Origin of the sequence: Pseudomonas sp. ESBL9 (genome assembly GCF_036668715.1) — a bacterium.
Taxonomy (GTDB): domain Bacteria; phylum Pseudomonadota; class Gammaproteobacteria; order Pseudomonadales; family Pseudomonadaceae; genus Aquipseudomonas; species Aquipseudomonas lundensis.
The window spans coordinates 700,498-715,726 of record NZ_JAZEVV010000001.1 but is presented as its reverse complement, the minus strand read 5'-3'; the positions used below and the strand labels follow the sequence as shown (position 1 = coordinate 715,726).

General features: G+C 53.1%; 17 protein-coding genes and 2 pseudogenes. 15 read left to right on the top strand and 4 right to left on the bottom strand.

What is annotated here, in order from left to right; all coding sequences use genetic code 11:
* The 13 genes and pseudogenes from V6F78_RS03180 to V6F78_RS03120 all read left to right on the top strand — a co-directional run bounded on the left by V6F78_RS03180 (window position 1) and on the right by V6F78_RS03120 (window position 11,386).
* Window positions 1-381: a hypothetical protein gene (locus tag V6F78_RS03180; protein WP_332726603.1), complete on the top strand. Its 381-nt coding sequence runs from the start codon at window positions 1-3 to the stop codon at window positions 379-381.
* Window positions 382-1,545: 1,164 nt separating this feature from the next.
* A pseudogene (locus V6F78_RS22385) lies at window positions 1,546-1,738 on the top strand (RHS repeat-associated core domain-containing protein); the annotation flags it as partial.
* Window positions 1,739-2,104: 366 nt separating this feature from the next.
* Complete coding sequence (locus tag V6F78_RS03170) at window positions 2,105-2,512, top strand: Imm44 family immunity protein (RefSeq protein WP_047282176.1); 408 nt, start codon at window positions 2,105-2,107, stop codon at window positions 2,510-2,512.
* Between the two features lie 254 nt (window positions 2,513-2,766).
* Window positions 2,767-3,003, top strand: a pseudogene (locus V6F78_RS03165) (hypothetical protein); the annotation flags it as partial.
* A 313-nt stretch (window positions 3,004-3,316) separates the two neighbouring features.
* Window positions 3,317-3,730 carry a hypothetical protein gene (locus tag V6F78_RS03160; RefSeq protein ID WP_169859299.1) on the top strand — a complete coding sequence of 138 codons (414 nt, stop codon included), beginning with the start codon at window positions 3,317-3,319 and terminating at the stop codon, window positions 3,728-3,730.
* 82 nt (window positions 3,731-3,812) lie between these two features.
* A complete protein-coding gene (locus V6F78_RS03155) occupies window positions 3,813-3,971 on the top strand; it encodes a hypothetical protein (protein WP_306453101.1) in 159 nt (52 codons plus the stop codon).
* Between the two features lie 195 nt (window positions 3,972-4,166).
* Window positions 4,167-4,427: a hypothetical protein gene (locus tag V6F78_RS03150; protein ID WP_332726601.1), complete on the top strand. Its 261-nt coding sequence runs from the start codon at window positions 4,167-4,169 to the stop codon at window positions 4,425-4,427.
* Window positions 4,428-4,473: 46 nt separating this feature from the next.
* Entirely contained in the window at window positions 4,474-4,737 is a 264-nt protein-coding gene (locus V6F78_RS03145; protein ID WP_047296758.1) for a PAAR domain-containing protein, read from the top strand.
* Between the two features lie 149 nt (window positions 4,738-4,886).
* Window positions 4,887-5,288, top strand: a complete 402-nt coding sequence (locus tag V6F78_RS03140; protein WP_052893255.1) for a hypothetical protein — start codon at window positions 4,887-4,889, stop codon at window positions 5,286-5,288.
* A gap of 175 nt (window positions 5,289-5,463) precedes the next feature.
* Window positions 5,464-7,116 carry a WG repeat-containing protein gene (locus tag V6F78_RS03135; RefSeq protein ID WP_332726599.1) on the top strand — a complete coding sequence of 551 codons (1,653 nt, stop codon included), beginning with the start codon at window positions 5,464-5,466 and terminating at the stop codon, window positions 7,114-7,116.
* Between the two features lie 76 nt (window positions 7,117-7,192).
* Complete coding sequence (locus tag V6F78_RS03130; RefSeq protein ID WP_332726598.1) at window positions 7,193-9,517, top strand: hypothetical protein; 2,325 nt, start codon at window positions 7,193-7,195, stop codon at window positions 9,515-9,517.
* Between the two features lie 194 nt (window positions 9,518-9,711).
* Window positions 9,712-10,719 carry a hypothetical protein gene (locus V6F78_RS03125; RefSeq protein WP_332726597.1) on the top strand — a complete coding sequence of 336 codons (1,008 nt, stop codon included), beginning with the start codon at window positions 9,712-9,714 and terminating at the stop codon, window positions 10,717-10,719.
* A 10-nt stretch (window positions 10,720-10,729) separates the two neighbouring features.
* Window positions 10,730-11,386, top strand: coding sequence for a DUF1266 domain-containing protein (locus tag V6F78_RS03120; protein ID WP_047274532.1), 657 nt, complete (start codon window positions 10,730-10,732; stop codon window positions 11,384-11,386).
* A 17-nt stretch (window positions 11,387-11,403) separates the two neighbouring features.
* On the opposite strand, the gene V6F78_RS03115 is transcribed toward V6F78_RS03120, so the two are convergent.
* Together V6F78_RS03115 and V6F78_RS03110 are read right to left on the bottom strand one after the other, a co-directional pair.
* Window positions 11,404-11,925, bottom strand: a complete 522-nt coding sequence (locus tag V6F78_RS03115; RefSeq protein WP_332726596.1) for a DUF2867 domain-containing protein — start codon at window positions 11,923-11,925, stop codon at window positions 11,404-11,406.
* Between the two features lie 35 nt (window positions 11,926-11,960).
* On the bottom strand, window positions 11,961-12,380 hold the full coding sequence (locus V6F78_RS03110; RefSeq protein ID WP_047293844.1) for a helix-turn-helix domain-containing protein: 420 nt from the start codon (window positions 12,378-12,380) through the stop codon (window positions 11,961-11,963).
* Window positions 12,381-12,458: 78 nt separating this feature from the next.
* Here V6F78_RS03110 and V6F78_RS03105 point away from each other — a divergent pair, with 78 nt between their 5' ends.
* Entirely contained in the window at window positions 12,459-12,947 is a 489-nt protein-coding gene (locus tag V6F78_RS03105) for a DUF2938 domain-containing protein (RefSeq protein WP_047293846.1), read from the top strand.
* On the opposite strand, the gene umuC is transcribed toward V6F78_RS03105, so the two are convergent.
* Both umuC and V6F78_RS03095 read right to left on the bottom strand, forming a co-directional pair.
* A complete protein-coding gene (gene umuC / locus V6F78_RS03100) occupies window positions 12,941-14,221 on the bottom strand; it encodes a translesion error-prone DNA polymerase V subunit UmuC (RefSeq protein WP_094991098.1) in 1,281 nt (426 codons plus the stop codon). The genes V6F78_RS03105 and umuC overlap by 7 nt on opposite strands.
* Window positions 14,211-14,639 (bottom strand): LexA family protein, encoded by a 429-nt coding sequence (locus V6F78_RS03095; RefSeq protein WP_047274521.1) that lies wholly within the window; start codon window positions 14,637-14,639, stop codon window positions 14,211-14,213. Before V6F78_RS03095 ends, umuC begins: the two co-directional genes overlap by 11 nt.
* Before the next feature lie 216 nt (window positions 14,640-14,855).
* Between V6F78_RS03095 and V6F78_RS03090 the strand changes: the two genes are divergently transcribed.
* Window positions 14,856-15,206, top strand: a complete 351-nt coding sequence (locus V6F78_RS03090) for a hypothetical protein (RefSeq protein WP_052959396.1) — start codon at window positions 14,856-14,858, stop codon at window positions 15,204-15,206.
* Window positions 15,207-15,229: the final 23 nt, after the last annotated feature.

Sequence of the window (15,229 nt, the reverse complement as noted above, 5' to 3'; positions counted from 1 at the left end):
ATGAACCACAATTATTCAGTATGGGGGACTGTAGAGTCCATAGTGGCGGCTTATAAAATAATGGATGAGAACGGAAATATAGTTCCTGATCTTGAGTCGCAAGTTATTGTGAGGCGCATGCTTACGGCTCTTAGACGTTTTTTTTTCGACAATGGATTGCTTACAGTAACAGCTTTTGATAATGATGGTAATTTAATCGATCGCCATTACTATAGAAATGATTTTACTGTTGAGGGGATAGAGCTTCTCAAGCATAAAGAAGCCGCATGGTTGAGATCTAAAGCAGCAAAAAAAATACCTCCCGACATGAAAATTCTTGAAAAAGAACTGATTAAAATACGTACCCTGATGGCTGATGGCGCTACAAGGAGCTCAACGTAGCTCCTGTCCATGCAGAGCAGTTGACCGGGTCGATGTAACTATTGAGTCGCTACAATCCGGTCGGTGCCAAAAATAATATTCCTCTATTTTACGGATGCCTTGCTTAGAAATTAAATATCGAAATCCGAGATGAGCAAGATGGCTGTCACTTCAATAGTGATTTCATGTGCCTCTTTTTAGTACCTGCAACTCCCTTTTAGAGTTACCTTGGAAAGCGGACCTTGATGAGGCTTTGGCGTGGGTTAAAATATCAATTATTCAATCTTGATCAAAAAGAGGCTCTATTGGCGAAAAGTATGACTTCGCGTCGAGTTAGATGGTTGATCTTTTGAGGTTTGTATAAATTTTCACTGGCTTTCACAAAACGAAGATTCAGGCTGTTCGCTTGGAGTTTTAAATTCCGCTTTGTATGATAAATACTATTGCGCGGCTGATAATGTCGAGTATGGGTTTTTCCATGGTATGTAGAAAGAGGTAGAGTCAGTTCGCGCATTCCTTTTTTTGGTGGGAGGGTGCTTATTTTTAAAGATAGAAATTATGAATTCGATATGCGTGGTATTTTAAGGTGTTTCTATATTGTAAGTCATTATTTTTTTGCTTTGTGTTGTAAGCTTGGTGTATTGATTATTGATACCTCAAGAGTTAAAGTTGTTTCAGGTGGGGTGAATGCATGTCTTCGAAAAAGTACAATGCCGTTTTATTTTAAAAGTTGGATTAAAGAGGGAGTGCGGATCTATTGTATTTTTTTGTGGAAGATAGTGGTAGGCCTTTTAGGTTTAAGAGATTTGTTCTTCTTGGTGAGTGGGTTCTAGATCTTTTTAAACATAAAAAGATATTGTCTGGTAGCGATACGCTTATTTGTTCTGAGGTATTTTAGGCATCAGAAGAGTGATTTAAGGGCGTGGAATTTTGCCCTTCGGAAAATGTAGTTTGGTCAGCGGTAAAGATAATTTAAGTTGGCTTTGATTGGAGAGTTAGGCAGTGGACGAAATTTGCTGACGAGTTAGTTATTGGCTCAGCGAAGTTACACCGGCGCCTATGACATCGACCAGGACCCGCTATGGACCCATAGCCGACCACACCGGCCAAATCGCCTGAAGCGCCCAGTACAGGGCGTGGGGAGAAGTCAAAGAACAACGCTCGGAATGAGCACAGCAGAAAGGCCTGACCAACCCAATCAGGTTTCAGGGGCAGTACCACGATCACGAAACAGGGCTGCACTACAATCGGTACAGGTACTATGATCCACGGGCCGGACGGTTTGTTAGCAAAGACCCGATCAGCTATGCGGGTGGGTTGAATCTTTATGCGTATGCGCCGAATCCGGTGGAGTGGGTTGATCCGCTGGGGCTTTGGAAAGGGCAGCCGAGAAAGCCTAACGGAACCTTCGGGCCGGGAGCCAATCCAGCCAGACGCTGCCCGGATGCGCCAGATCCGACTAAAAAGGTTCATGGGAATGATTTGGATAGTGATGCGCCAGCTATTGGATATACCTTGAGAGATGAAGATACTCTTGAAGTTATGAAGTATGGCGAAACTACTATGGCGAAAAAACGTTATCCCACTAAATATTTGAAGTCTGAAGGGGTGACAATGCATTATGAAGAAACAGGCACTAAACGCGAAATGCATCGGTGGCAGCACGAAAAAATTGTAGAGCATAAGGCTCATCACGACGGTCAGCGCCCGCGCCTTAATAAAAGTGACTATTGAGGAGTTATTTGTGGAATTTTTTATGTCAGCTGAAATAGAAGCAGATGTAGGTCAGCATGAGCGTTCGGCGAGAAAAAAAATTGAACCATTACTGATAGATTTTTTGAGTGGGGTTATACTGGATTCTGAATTAAAAACCTGGAGCTTTATATCTATAATACTGTCTGACAAGTTTGCCGGGTGGTCTCCAGAACTAATAAAATTCAATAAGAAGGATAAAGAATTTGATTGTAGGTTGCGCATTGAACATGAGAGGTTTAAATGCGCGAATGAAAGCGGGCAGATCGCAATGATACTAGATGCTATCGAGCGCTCAATCGAAATGATGGCTAAGTATAAAATTACTAAGCATGATCAAGAAACACTAAGAGGTGTTGTGAGTAAGGTGCGTGAAAAACTGTTGATTTCAGGAGGGTAGTGTTTCATGTAGTGCATAATTTGTCTCGTGGCCTTGAGTTGTTGCTGGCTAAAAAATGAGATATAGGATCCGTGGGTTGTCATCTAAGGTGAAGTATTTGTTGTATAGCAATAGCATCGCGGGTGTGCGCCGCCTCACAACGCGAAACCTGTGCCGGCGACGGCAACGTCCACCTGATCATGGTCACCAACGTCGACAGCCGCCTGCATGGTTCCATGATCCGGCTGGCGACCTGCTGCATGAACACCGTATGCGACGACCTGCACCGCGAAGTCGCCCGCCACCAAGGCAACCACCTGCTGCAGACCCAACAATGGGACCCGGTCGGCCGACTGCTCAACGCCACCAGCCGCCTGGGCGTTGAAACCTTCGCCTTCTACCCGGCCAGCAACCTGCTGGATGAAAAAAACCAACAGGTCCAACGTCCACTCGACCACGACCCCAAGCGCAACACCCTGATGGACAACCTGCTGCGCGAATACGCCGGGAGCCAATCCAGCCAGACGCTGCCCGGAAGCGCCAGATCCGACTAAAAAATTGCATGGCAATAGTAAAGACAGCGAGGCGACAGCAGCACTTTATGGTCGATTTGATGCGGATGGGAATTTTGAAAAATGGGGGATATCCCAAAATCCAAATATTAGGTACTCCACTACAGTCTTAGATGGTGGTCGGCTCAAAATATACCGGACTGGTGCTCGTTCTGAAATACTCAAACAAGAGCGACGGCTAGTAGAGCGTTTTCCCGGTCCACTTAATAAAGAACCATGGGCTAGTTCAAAAACATCAAGGAATTAAGTAGGCATGAAGATTCTAATAAGTGGGCAGTATGGGGAACCTAGGGCGAGTGATATTTTTTGGCCCATGCAAAAAAAACTGAATGAGTGCTTTGATAGAAATATTCAGGAAGGGCATCTTAAAACCATTTCAAAATTCGCAATAGGATTTCGAGTGTCCGGTAAATTGTGCAACTTTAAGTCTCAAGGAGCGGAGCGCTTGAGGTATTTGAAAAAAACTAATGCATTGACAGTTGATCTTGTGTTTTCTGAGTCGCAATGGTCGAGTACGGACTTGGATGAGATCAAAAAAAATATTGTGATAGGCGTACTGAACTGCCTTGATCTAATGATTGAAAAATCAGAAAAACTGGGAGAGCTGATTCAAAAAGAAAGTTTATTATCGGACATTGAGAAAGCAATATCTGAATTCATGCGTTAGCCTTTCTTGCTGATATATGCTAACCCACAAATTCTATCGCTCGACTTTGTAAATAGGAGAGTACTAGAGGCACGAAACACGACTGCACTACAACCGGTATAGGTACTATGATCCACGGAACAGGCGGTTTGTCAGTAAGGCCCCGATCAATGATGAGAACTCTACCCCTCCCCACTCGGCTCTGTATCAAGCCAGATTGGCGTCTGTAATGTGTCTCAACCCACGCTCTAGTAGCTGCTGAAACTGAGATAAAAACAATGTCACCTGCAGAGAGGGTTAAAACATTTAAAAATCAGATAATCGTGCGGGAAGCAGCCTTTCATGCCGAAAGAAAAATCTTACATTACACACACAATACTAAATACAGCCGTCATGCTAACGCTGGTACGAAGGCACAGTTGATTAATGTTTTTCTGAAGAAACCAGTGCAGAAAGCTTGAATATTCCTGGCGCTGCTCGACTCAAAACCTTAGGTATTGGGCGGCATCCTGAGTATGATCAGGCTGTTTTAGTCGATACCGAGACTTGCTCCGGCACAGAGGGGACGGTTGAAGCAATTAAATTTCATGGTATTAAACAGCGTTACCAATACGTGTTAAATCTGGAAAACGGCACGCCTAAAATGAATGGCGTAAATACCTGGCGTGACAGTGCAGAAAAATGGGAGCACCGTAACGTTATCCAGAGGATGCATTGAGTATTTTGTATTTTCGATGTGTAAAAACCAGAAGGAATTGAGTGTAATGAAAGACATCATTCGCCTAGGCGATACCACCACCCATGGGGGCGTCGTTCTTGAAGCATTTTCCCGGACTGATCTCAACGGCAAGCCGATTGCGGGGGTCGGGCATAAGGTTAGTTGCCCTTTATGCAAAGGGATTTTTCCGATTGTCGAGGGCAGCGCAACTGACTCCGTAGACGGCATCGCAGTTGCGCTCGACGGGATGAAGACGGCCTGTGGGGCCGCGCTCATTGCCAGCGGCCCGAAAGGTGCTGTAAGCCGTTGAACAGCCTGTTCATCTCACGATAGTGACACGGCACTTCAGCATTGAACCAGTTTGACGCTGTGGTGCTTTTTATCTGCCCGGGCTTTTCTGGAACTGGGCAGACTTAACCCCTGCAAGTTTAAACTTGCATCAACATTAATGGACTAAACATGCACATCAAACTTTCGACCGTGTTATTGGCTGCCTCCGCTTCGTTCTGCTCTGTGATTCAAGCGGCCCCTGCCCCGGCTATGCCTGATGCCGCAACCCTCAAACAAATTTATGACACCAGTCGTTCCATGTCGGGATTGATCGCCTACTGTGTCGATCAGAGCCACTTGAAGAAAGACAGTCTTGTGCAAGCCGAGAAGATGGTGGATTACGTCAGCAACATGCCTGCTACTTTCGATAAAAGCTCAGGTGACGCGATAGAGAAAGCCGGGCGCCAAGGCAAGATTCCGGGCAGTGATGGCCAACTGGTGAATATCAGCGATGCCCCTCAAGGTCTCGAGGCGTGGTGCAAAAGTGCCGATGAAGGCCTGCGTCTAGGTCTGAAATCCATTCAGCAATAAATGAACCTGATCCTTTAACCACGCTGTTTAAAAGTGGTTAATCGTTTCGACAGCCTATTGATTGTTGGGCTGTCGACGCGATGAATGTCAGTTGGATTCAATGCGAATAGATGCGCACTTTCTTATTTATCAGTCAGTAGGCATCTGATTTACCCTCACAAGGACTTGTGTTGTCATGGAAAAACTATTCATTGCTCGCCTTATGCCTGTGGCGCTTTCGTTATCGGCGTTATTTCTGGCGGGTTGTCATGAAGACGCTGCGCCCCACTCCACTGCCCCGCCCTTAGCTGTCCCTTTGGCTGCCATGGTGATCCCCGTGTGTGTGAACGGTGAGTGTCTGGTGCTGGACCAAAAGGGCTCCGTGTTAGTCAACGGCGACAACACCTATGCCGTCGCCCTCTCAGTGCCGTTGAATAGCACGTTCATTTATGCCGAAGACGGTCAATGGAACGTGGCCAATGCCGACGGTACACAGGTTATAAAACCCGCGTTCACCGAGGGGCTGCGCTTGCTGACACCCGGTTTTTTCGGATTTGAGCGTGACGGCAAGTGGGGTGTCATGGACCAGCAAGGCAATGAAGTGCAACCGCCAGCTTATGATGATATCTATCCCGGCGGCGGGACTGCGCAAGGCCAGTACATCGTCTACGGGCTGGACGATAAATACGGTCTGCTCAGCGCTGAGGGGCATGTGATCACAGCCCCGCTCTTCGACTCGCTCTTGACCCATAAAGACAGTGCCCTGGCGGGCGGTTGGGTGAGTGCTGAACGTGACGGCCAGAACTGGGCAATCAACCTGCAAACACGCGAGCTCAAGTCTGTCGGCTTCGACAAGTTCGTTGAATACGCCAATGAGCATTTCGTCGTTTCACAGGGCAGAAAAAAAGGCTTGGCAGACGCGTCGAATACGCTACTGACCGAGCTCAAGTATGACTGGATGGGCGTACCTGGCGACGGTTTGGTGGCCTTCAAGGAGAACTTCGACAGCCTCTGCGGCTATCTGGACTTCAAAGGTCAGGTTGCCATCGCGCCGAGCTACGACGCTTGCGAGGTGTTTGGTCACAAAGGCGCACTGGTCAAGGCCGTGGGCGACGATGGAAACAAGGGCAAATATGGCTTTCTCGCACGTTCAGGAGAGTGGCTCATTCAGCCAAGCTTCGATTCGGCAGAACCGGCAGTGCACTCACCGTTGGGGATGCTCACGTCTGTTCCGGGCTTTACCCAGACCGGTAACTTACAGAACATGTTCACCGTCTACTTCGGCCTGTTCGACACCGATAAAGGGGTTGAGCTGTTCAAGCCTGAATATGCACAGATCGGTGTTTTGACCCCTGATCGGTTTGTTTTCGCAAAACCTGATTCGCCGAAAAAGACCATTACTTTCCTGGGTTCGGCCAATCAATTGGCAACGCTGGGGCTCATGGACGCCAAAGGCAAAGTGCTGATTGAACCCGGGCAATACGTCGCGCTTACGCTGGATAAAAGTGGCCGTTTCATCCGTGCATGGACTGATACATCCCGCCTGGCAACGACCGCGTTGTATGACCTCAATGGCAAATTGTTGGTACCCGCCCACTGGCAAGAAGTGGTTATCGATGAACAGCGTGGCGCCCTCTTCGCCTATGAGCTGGAGGGTACGCCATCTGATGAGACCCGCAGCTTACGCGCCCTGTACAGCCTGGACGGGACCCCCGGTTTTGAAACCCGAACGGTAGGATGCGACGTGCAACAAGTGATCGATGGCAGCGGCAAGGTGTTATGGCCTACCGATCCAGAACACCTGTGCGGCGAGTCAGACGACGCAACCGAGACCCAACAGCAGGGCTGAAACTATTGCCCCCTGCGCCCCTTGGAGTGCGCCAAGGGGCGCCAAGTGCACCCGTAACTTTCAAATGGAGTTGAGTGTGACCAATTTAAATGCACTGAGCGGTATCGAGCTGGATCAATTCATGGACCGGCTGGACACGCAATATCAAGATTGCGATAGCTGTTCCCTTTTGACCTCATTGCGGGCTCAGCCGCTAAAAGCAGACTCATTGGACGCGATAGAGCGTCTGCATGTGCTTTGGGTTAACGCCGGGGACTCGAATGCCGCTAAAGCCGTGTTGGAACATGACGCTGCCGCGCTATTGAGCAGCGTGCCGGATTCACAACAGCCTGAGTTGGCGATGAACCTGATCATGCTGCGCTTGCGGCTGGCCAATTATCTGAATGACGACAGCGCTATTCTTGAGCAGCTTGAAACACTGGCGGCAATGGCTGAACGCTCTCTGAATTTCGATGTGGAACACTATCGTCACCATCACATGTTTGAAGCACTTGAATGCGGCAGCCTTGAAGTGGCGCTCAAAGCTATCGAGGTGCGTTACAGCCTGGCCACGTCCAATCCCGATCGCGCTACCGTACAGGCCTGGGATATGGCGGATCGTCTGCAACGCCGAGCGCGGGTGCTGGCTTCCTTTAATGACGATGAGCCAGCCCGTGAGGCCGCACTGGAAGCGGTTGCTGCGCTGCGCACGGCCGGCCCCGAACAGAGCGTGGATGCCACTGACTGGCTGTGGCTGGGCAATGCGCTGATTTCCATCATCCCTTTACGACTGGCCATGTTCGAACAGCCCATCAGCCGCCTGATTGCACATTTGCCTGCGCCTCAACAACGCGAATGGGAAGTACGCATGGCGCGCCTGGCCGCGCGTTCGAAATACGCCCAGGGCGAGCTGGATCAAGCCCTGCGCCTTTGCGCCACTGCGTCATTAAGCCTGAACTCTGACGCCAGCAATAATTTTATCGAGTGTCACTTGCCTTGGTTGGTGGAGAGCGGGCAAATCGATGCCGCAGGGTATCGCGCATTTATCGATGTGTATGACCAGCGCACCGAGGTATGGCCCGGTACGGTGCGCTTGGTTCACGATCGCCTTCAAGATCCGGACGACCAACGCGTGTGGTGGCCTTTGTGTGTGATGCGGGCTTGTGATAGCCCCGAAACATTGCAGGCTTTTTCGGCCGCGTTGCCCTCTGTTGAACACTGCACCGTCGAGCCCTCTACCCTCCTCGCCCTGTTGTACCGGGCCGCTCGCGAGCCAGACTTGCTGAGCGACGTGTTTGCGCATGCCCGGGCTGAGGCACAGCGTCGCGCACCCGATCATCACTGGATCAAGCGGCTGGCCTCTGTGCATGATTACGCCGCGGGGGTTATTGAAGCATCCACACAAGTCAGGCTGTTGCAGGAGGCTGTACGCGATGGCTCGTTGCAAGACAACCGCACCGCCTTCAGCCTTTTTAGCGCCCACGTGCAGGTTGAAGGCGTCATTGCAGCACTGCGTCAGCCGACGCCTGTTCTGGCCAGTGGTTGGCATGCCTATAACTACGCCTTGACCATCGATCGCCTGGTCGAAGAAAAGGCTGAAACGTTGACTTCAACAGAGCGTCAAGAAGCGTCAGATTTGTTGGCCAGCGCTCAGATCAACGCTTATGAACAAGGGCGTACGCGCATGGAGCAGTACTTCGCCTGCGGCACCGGGCACCCGTACGATGCTTGCGCGCACCTGTACTCCATGCTCTGCAACAACCTGGCGATTCTATACAGATGCACGCGCAACCCAGCCACGCATGACCTGTGCCTCGACCTGCACCGGCGCGGTATTCAGTCCAGCCCGTTCGCGGAGCACTACCAGGGAGTTCTGAATGTTTACCGCGCACAGGATGACTACCTGGCCCTCATAGACGCTGCCGAACAGCTTTGGCATTACGCCCAGGACTACGGCTACAGCCGCCACGACCTCGACGATTATAGTTGTGACGTTGCCTACGCCCTGCTTATGTTGAATCGCAGTGGCGAAATTCTGATCTGGGTAGAACGCCTGCTTAAATGCCAGCAAGAACAGGGCATTAGTGATCAACAACTGTCTGTGTCCCAATTGCATACCCGCGTCGCATTGGCTCGTTTCCTGGCCCAGACCTACCCCGACAACGCCTATGGCTTGTGGTTGCGTTATGCGCGCTGCGTCGAGGCCGCGAACATGATCACGCTGATGCTCGAAGTGGCCAAAATGTTTGAATACTTGGGTCGCAATGCCGAGGCCATTGAGTATTACTTGCGCATTCAAGTCACGCCACCCACCGAGGCAGACTGGGTAGATCCGGACTGGCCAGCGATTGAAAACACCCTCGCCAGCTTGCAACGCGCAGAAAAAGCCTCACACAAACGGTGGTGGCAAGTATGGAAATAGTGCCACCTGGCTCTCGCGGGCCGTACGCTGCACGTAACGCCCTTAATGCAGATCAACTCAAACAGGGTATTACTCAACGAAGTGGCGAACGGGGGGACACCGCTTCGATTCGCGCCTGGCTGCAGAACCACTTTTATCGCCATTTAGTGAGTAATTTTGAGCCGGCGCGTCGCCTCCACTCTTTGGAAGAGAGCATGGCAGTATTGGGCTCAACCCCTGCTCCGCCCTGGCTGAGCCGGTTTTTCAATGCGTCCGGCAATAACGTTCCACTGGTCTGGGTTGCCCCTGCAGATCCGTTACTGCTGCAACAGGAAGCCCTGCTGGTCGAGTTTCTGACGGCACGCAAAGGAACACCCCTTGAAGGAAAACTGGAGCGTATCAACTGCCCTCAAGCGCTGATGCTATGGGAAAAAGAGCACGCGCAAATGACAACCCGCACGGCACAAGGTTGGCGCACCAGTCAGCTCGATGCGCTGGGTCGTATCGTGACGTGTACAGACCATGCCTGGGTTGAGCTGCTGCCCGACAGCCATGCACTTCGCACCGAAATGGCGTTTGAAAGCTATGTCATGCGCCATTGCCTCGGGCAGTTCGCCGATCGTAAAGCGCTGACTGGCGGCTATGGCGGGCATTACGCCGATGCTGTCGAACAAGGTCATATGCGCCTGTTCAGTTTGCGTGATGCTCAAGGCCAGCCGCACATCACCGTCAGTTTGACGGTACAGGCCAATGGCGATTTGACGGTTGATCAAGTCAAGGGGAAACAGAATCGCCCGCCCGTGGAGCGCTACCTGCAACCCTTGTTAATGTGTCTGAACGCGCTGGGCACTGATCAACAGTCACCACCAGACTGTATTGCCATCGGTGTGGTACGCACCCAGGCGGGCTGGTTACGCCTCGAACAGGTAAACGACCCGACCGCCCAAACGCAACTGGTGGCGCGCTACCCGCAGTTGTTCTCTCGGCTCGAATCGCCATCGGCCATGACGCAATGGCTGGTCGCTGCCCGACAGGTCGAGATGTTGCAGCGAGCCGCGCCCGGTGCTCCGTCGGTCAGGTACGCCGCACGCCACGTACTCGATCCCCTCAGCCCACCCGATCTGTCGGATAACCGGCACTTCACCACCGAAGGAGTACCTTGGGTCGGCCTGTCCTCCGGGCACGCAGCGGCCATCATTGACTGGCAGGCATCCATAAGGTGAGAAATTTCACATGACTACTCTTTTGATTATTGCGTGCGTGTGCCTGATCGTGTGGCGTATAAGACGCCCGCCAGCCTTGCCTGAAAAGGCTTTCACTCAACGCAAACACTGGGCGCTGATGCTGTCACAGCCCATGGTGGATGCGGTGGGCTTGACAAGGTTTTATGACGCTGGCACTACCGGCTTTGTCGAACAGATTCAGGCTGCGCTCAGAGCGCCACTTTTGCATCAACTGGGTTTTCGCAGCCACGCAACGGATGACGAAGTGCGTGCCCATTTGGATGCAACCTTGGAGCGCCATTGGTTTGGCCTGGATCTTGAGCACTTATCACCCACTGACGATCCTCGCGCGGCCATGGCATTTGCCTGTATCCGCACGGCGTTTTTAATGCGTTGCATCATGCTGTTGAACTGGGTACCGCAGGACACGGCCTGGCGTGTGTTGTTGCTCAATGCGCAACGCGCCCAGGAGTGTTTTTCGGGCTGGGAAGACTTGGGCAAGGCCTTCATTGACGGTCGTCAGCAATGGATAGCCGCTTTCCGGGCCGATCCGCTGGGTCAGCGCTTCAATGAAACCTTATTAAATCAACTGCTCGCGCCCCGTACTGGCGCATGGGCTGCTCTGCCGTGGCGCGAATTGCCTGCCTTCAACCCGACACCCGCCTGAACAGCCCCACCCCCGGATCAACCCGGTATACGCGCCAGCATCAAAGGTGCGATATACCGGTGAACCGGAGCGACCGGCAGCATGTACAGGCGGCCAAGACGGTTATGGGTATGCACCACGGTGGCCACTACGATTTCTCGCGTGCCGTCGACTTGAACGTCAGAGCGGCTCAATGACACGTACACATCAAGATGTTTGTCTTTGTCTGCGACCAACACCTCATTGGGGGTGTTGGCCAGCAAGGTGAAGATGCCAAGCCGGTCATGCACCTGATAGGTGCTTTCTTCCCGGTTCAAATCGATATGCCCCAATCGGCCGAGGTCTTTGAGCCCCAACAGCTTGACCACACGATTGCGCGTCGTCATCAGTGCGTCGATCCAGCCCGGCGTGGCCGCCATAAGATGCAACAGGTGGCTTAACGCTGCGCGTTCTGCCTCCCGGGTGAACGTGCGCTGACTGTTAACGAATTGCGCGCCTTCAACGTGGGCGCTGATCAGCGTACCCGGCGGCACTGCACAGGGGGTGACGCGTGGGTTCATAAGGTTGCGCTCCTTGCCAGATAGCTTCATTGCCTTCAAAAGCCAAACGGGACCTGCCATACATCTTCACGGGAAACGTCTTTTAACCGCTGCTGAAAGCTGGGGCATTGCCCGTGACTGCCCGCTGGGCAGGCCGCTGCACTGCGCAGCTCATCGCGTACTGCGGCGAGCTTGGCCATTAGACGGTCCAGCTCATCGGCTTTGCGGGTGAGTAACTGCCGGTCAAGGGTGACATGGCCATTGGCTGCCAGCATGGGGGCAATTTCTTCCAATGAAAACGTCAGCGACTGCGCGAAGGTGATTAACGCGAGCTGATCCAGTACATCTGCCTTGAATACCCGGCTCAACCCCCGTCGTCCCGCGGAACGGATCAGCCCTTTTTCTTCGTAGTAGCGCAACGTCGAAGCCGGAACCCCCGAACGCCTCGCGACTTCCCTAATGCCGAACTCTTTCATGCTTGACCTCAAGTCGACTTGAACTTGCACACTGGCCATTCAAACAACTCGCTACCTGGCCGACAAGGGGAACGTGACATGGACACTGCGCAGTGGATTGCAAACGCCACGGGGCTTGGCCTGGGGGCCACGCTTTTCATGGATCTCGTCGCCCTGCTTCGCCGGCGCTTATTCAACGTGCCATCGCTTGACTATCGGTTCGTTGGCCGCTGGCTGGGGCATATGCCTTCGGGCCGATTTCGCCATGATTCAATAAGCCGCGCTCAACCGGTACGGCATGAGCGACTGACCGGCTGGCTGTTTCATTACCTGACGGGCGTCGCCTTCGCGGCGGTGCTGCTGGCGGGCGCAGGCGAGCGCTGGCTTTATCAGCCAACGCTGGTGCCGGCACTGCTGGTGGGCGTACTCAGTGTTGCAGCACCGTGGCTGATCATGCAGCCGGCGCTGGGGATGGGGGTTGCCGCCTCAAACACGCCGCACCCACGACTGGCGCGACTCAGGAGCCTGGCCACGCACCTCTCGTTCGGCATTGGATTGTATGTAACGGGCTGGCTATGGGCTCAGTGACAGGAGATTCTCCACAACTGATCCAGCCGCGTGGTGTAACTCTGGCTCATCAAATCCCGGCGCATGCCCCAGTCAGGATGGGCCGGTACGCTTGCCGCACGCAGTGTTCCCCGGCCCCAGCGGTTGTTGATCTGGTCCAGCACGGCCATCACCCGTGAGGCTTCGGCGGGCTGATTGAGGGCAAACAGGTCATCGGAAAACTCGCCGGGCTGACGCAAGTCCAACAGCATGACTTCAGCCTTGCTGTAGTTGAATCCGGGTTGAAAAACATGCTCCACGGCGTCGACGGCGGTTTTTGTCAGCAGACGCACGTCATCGGAGGGATAGGGTAACGTCACGACGATGCCTTTGGCGTATTTGGCTTCGTGCGGGTTGAACATGCCGGTACGGATACTGACCCGCACCTTGTGGCAGTAAGACTGTTGCGCCCGCAGTTTTTCCGAGGCGCGCATCATGTAGGTCGCGACCGCTTCTTTGATCGGCTCGATGGCTGTCAGACGCCGGCCGAACATTCGGCTGCAGCAGATTTCCTGCTTCGGCGGATCGGGTTCGTCCAGCTCCAGGCACGGGGTGCCCGCCAGCTCGCGGGCCGTTTTTTCGATGACCACGCTAAATTTTTTACGCAACGTCCACGGGTCGGCCCGCGCCAGGTCCATCGCCGACACAATGCCCATGCCCTCCAGATGCGCCGTCATGCGCCGTCCGATCCCCCAGACATCCGACACTGAGGTATTGCGCAGCGTCCAGGCCCGTTCGTGATCCGGGCACAGATTGACCACGCCTCCGGTGTGCGCCTGCAAGCGTTTGGCCGTGTGGTTGGCCAGTTTGGCCAAGGTCTTGGTAGGACCAATACCGACCCCCACCGGGATACCGGTGCATTGCAGGATGCGCTTTCGCAACTGGCGACTGACCTGCGTGACATCCGCAATGCCGGTCATGTCAGCAAAGGCTTCATCGATGCTGTACACCTCGACGGCAGGGACTTGAGCTTCGATCAGGCTCATCACCCGCTCACTCATGTCGCCGTACAACGCGTAGTTCGAAGAGAACGCCATGATCCCCTGCTGCTCCAGTTGCTGTTTGATCTGGAAATAAGGCGCGCCCATTTTGATATACGGTTTGGCGTCATAACTGCGGGCAATGACGCAACCGTCATTGTTGCTCAGCACCACGATCGGCACCTTTGCCAGGTCCGGCCGAAACACGCGCTCACAGCTTGCATAAAAGCTGTTGCAGTCAATCAGGGCAAAGACCGGCCGGGGTTCAGTGGCCATGGTTGCGCACCGTGTGGGTGATCACGCCCCAAATCGACAGCTCATCACCTTCCATGATGTAGCGATTGGGGTATTTGGGGTTGTCAGAGACCAGCATGACCGTGCTGCCTTTCAACCACAGGCGTTTACAAATCGGATCATTATTTAGCAGCGCCACCACCACATGGCCGTGGGCCGCTTCAATGGCACGATCCACCACGGCCAGATCCCCGGAAAAAATCCCCGCGTCCTGCATGCTGTCGCCGTCAATGGTGACCAGGTACACGTGTGCCGCTCGAATATTAAGTGCCTGATCGAGCGAGATATGTTTCTCGACATGGTCAGCCGCAGGCGAGGGAAAACCGGCCGGCACCTTGAACGAACACCACGGACGGCGAACACCACCTTCAGCCAGAGGACCCAAAACCGTGAAACCCATGACGCTCGCCTTTCTGTTAGCTGTATGTTCATACAGTTAACTGCGCCGCGGGCCGAAGGTCAATTTATCTGTAGGAAATTACGACGAGAGGCCATGTAAATCCGCCCTGAAATAACAGGTTTTTTCTCCGTTCATGATGCCGCCGTCGCCCACTGGCCGCTACCCGATACACCTCTACTCCCCCGACAAGATTTCCCACACAAGAAGGATTGCTGAATGAACACAGTTCGTTTGGCGAAATACAGCAAAGTCCTTGCAACGGCGACGCTGGGCCTGGTCGCCCTCATGTTGCTTTCCAATATTGCCTACTGGCTGTTTCCGGACGTGATGAATCTGTATGGACCTGGTTTCAATCTCACGGCCCTGACCGAAACGCTGGACGCCAATATCCATCAGATGCCCTGGTGGCAGATTACAGGCGACATTGTCCTGTCCAGTATTCCGCTTTTGATTCTGGCCAAGGGGCTGGTGGCGTTGAGTGCATTGTTCAAGTTTTACGCCAACGGGGAATACTTCGAACACCAATCAGCAGACGTGTTGGGCAAGTGTCAGGATTGTGGCCCGTAGCCTGCATCGTGCGTGCATGTTGG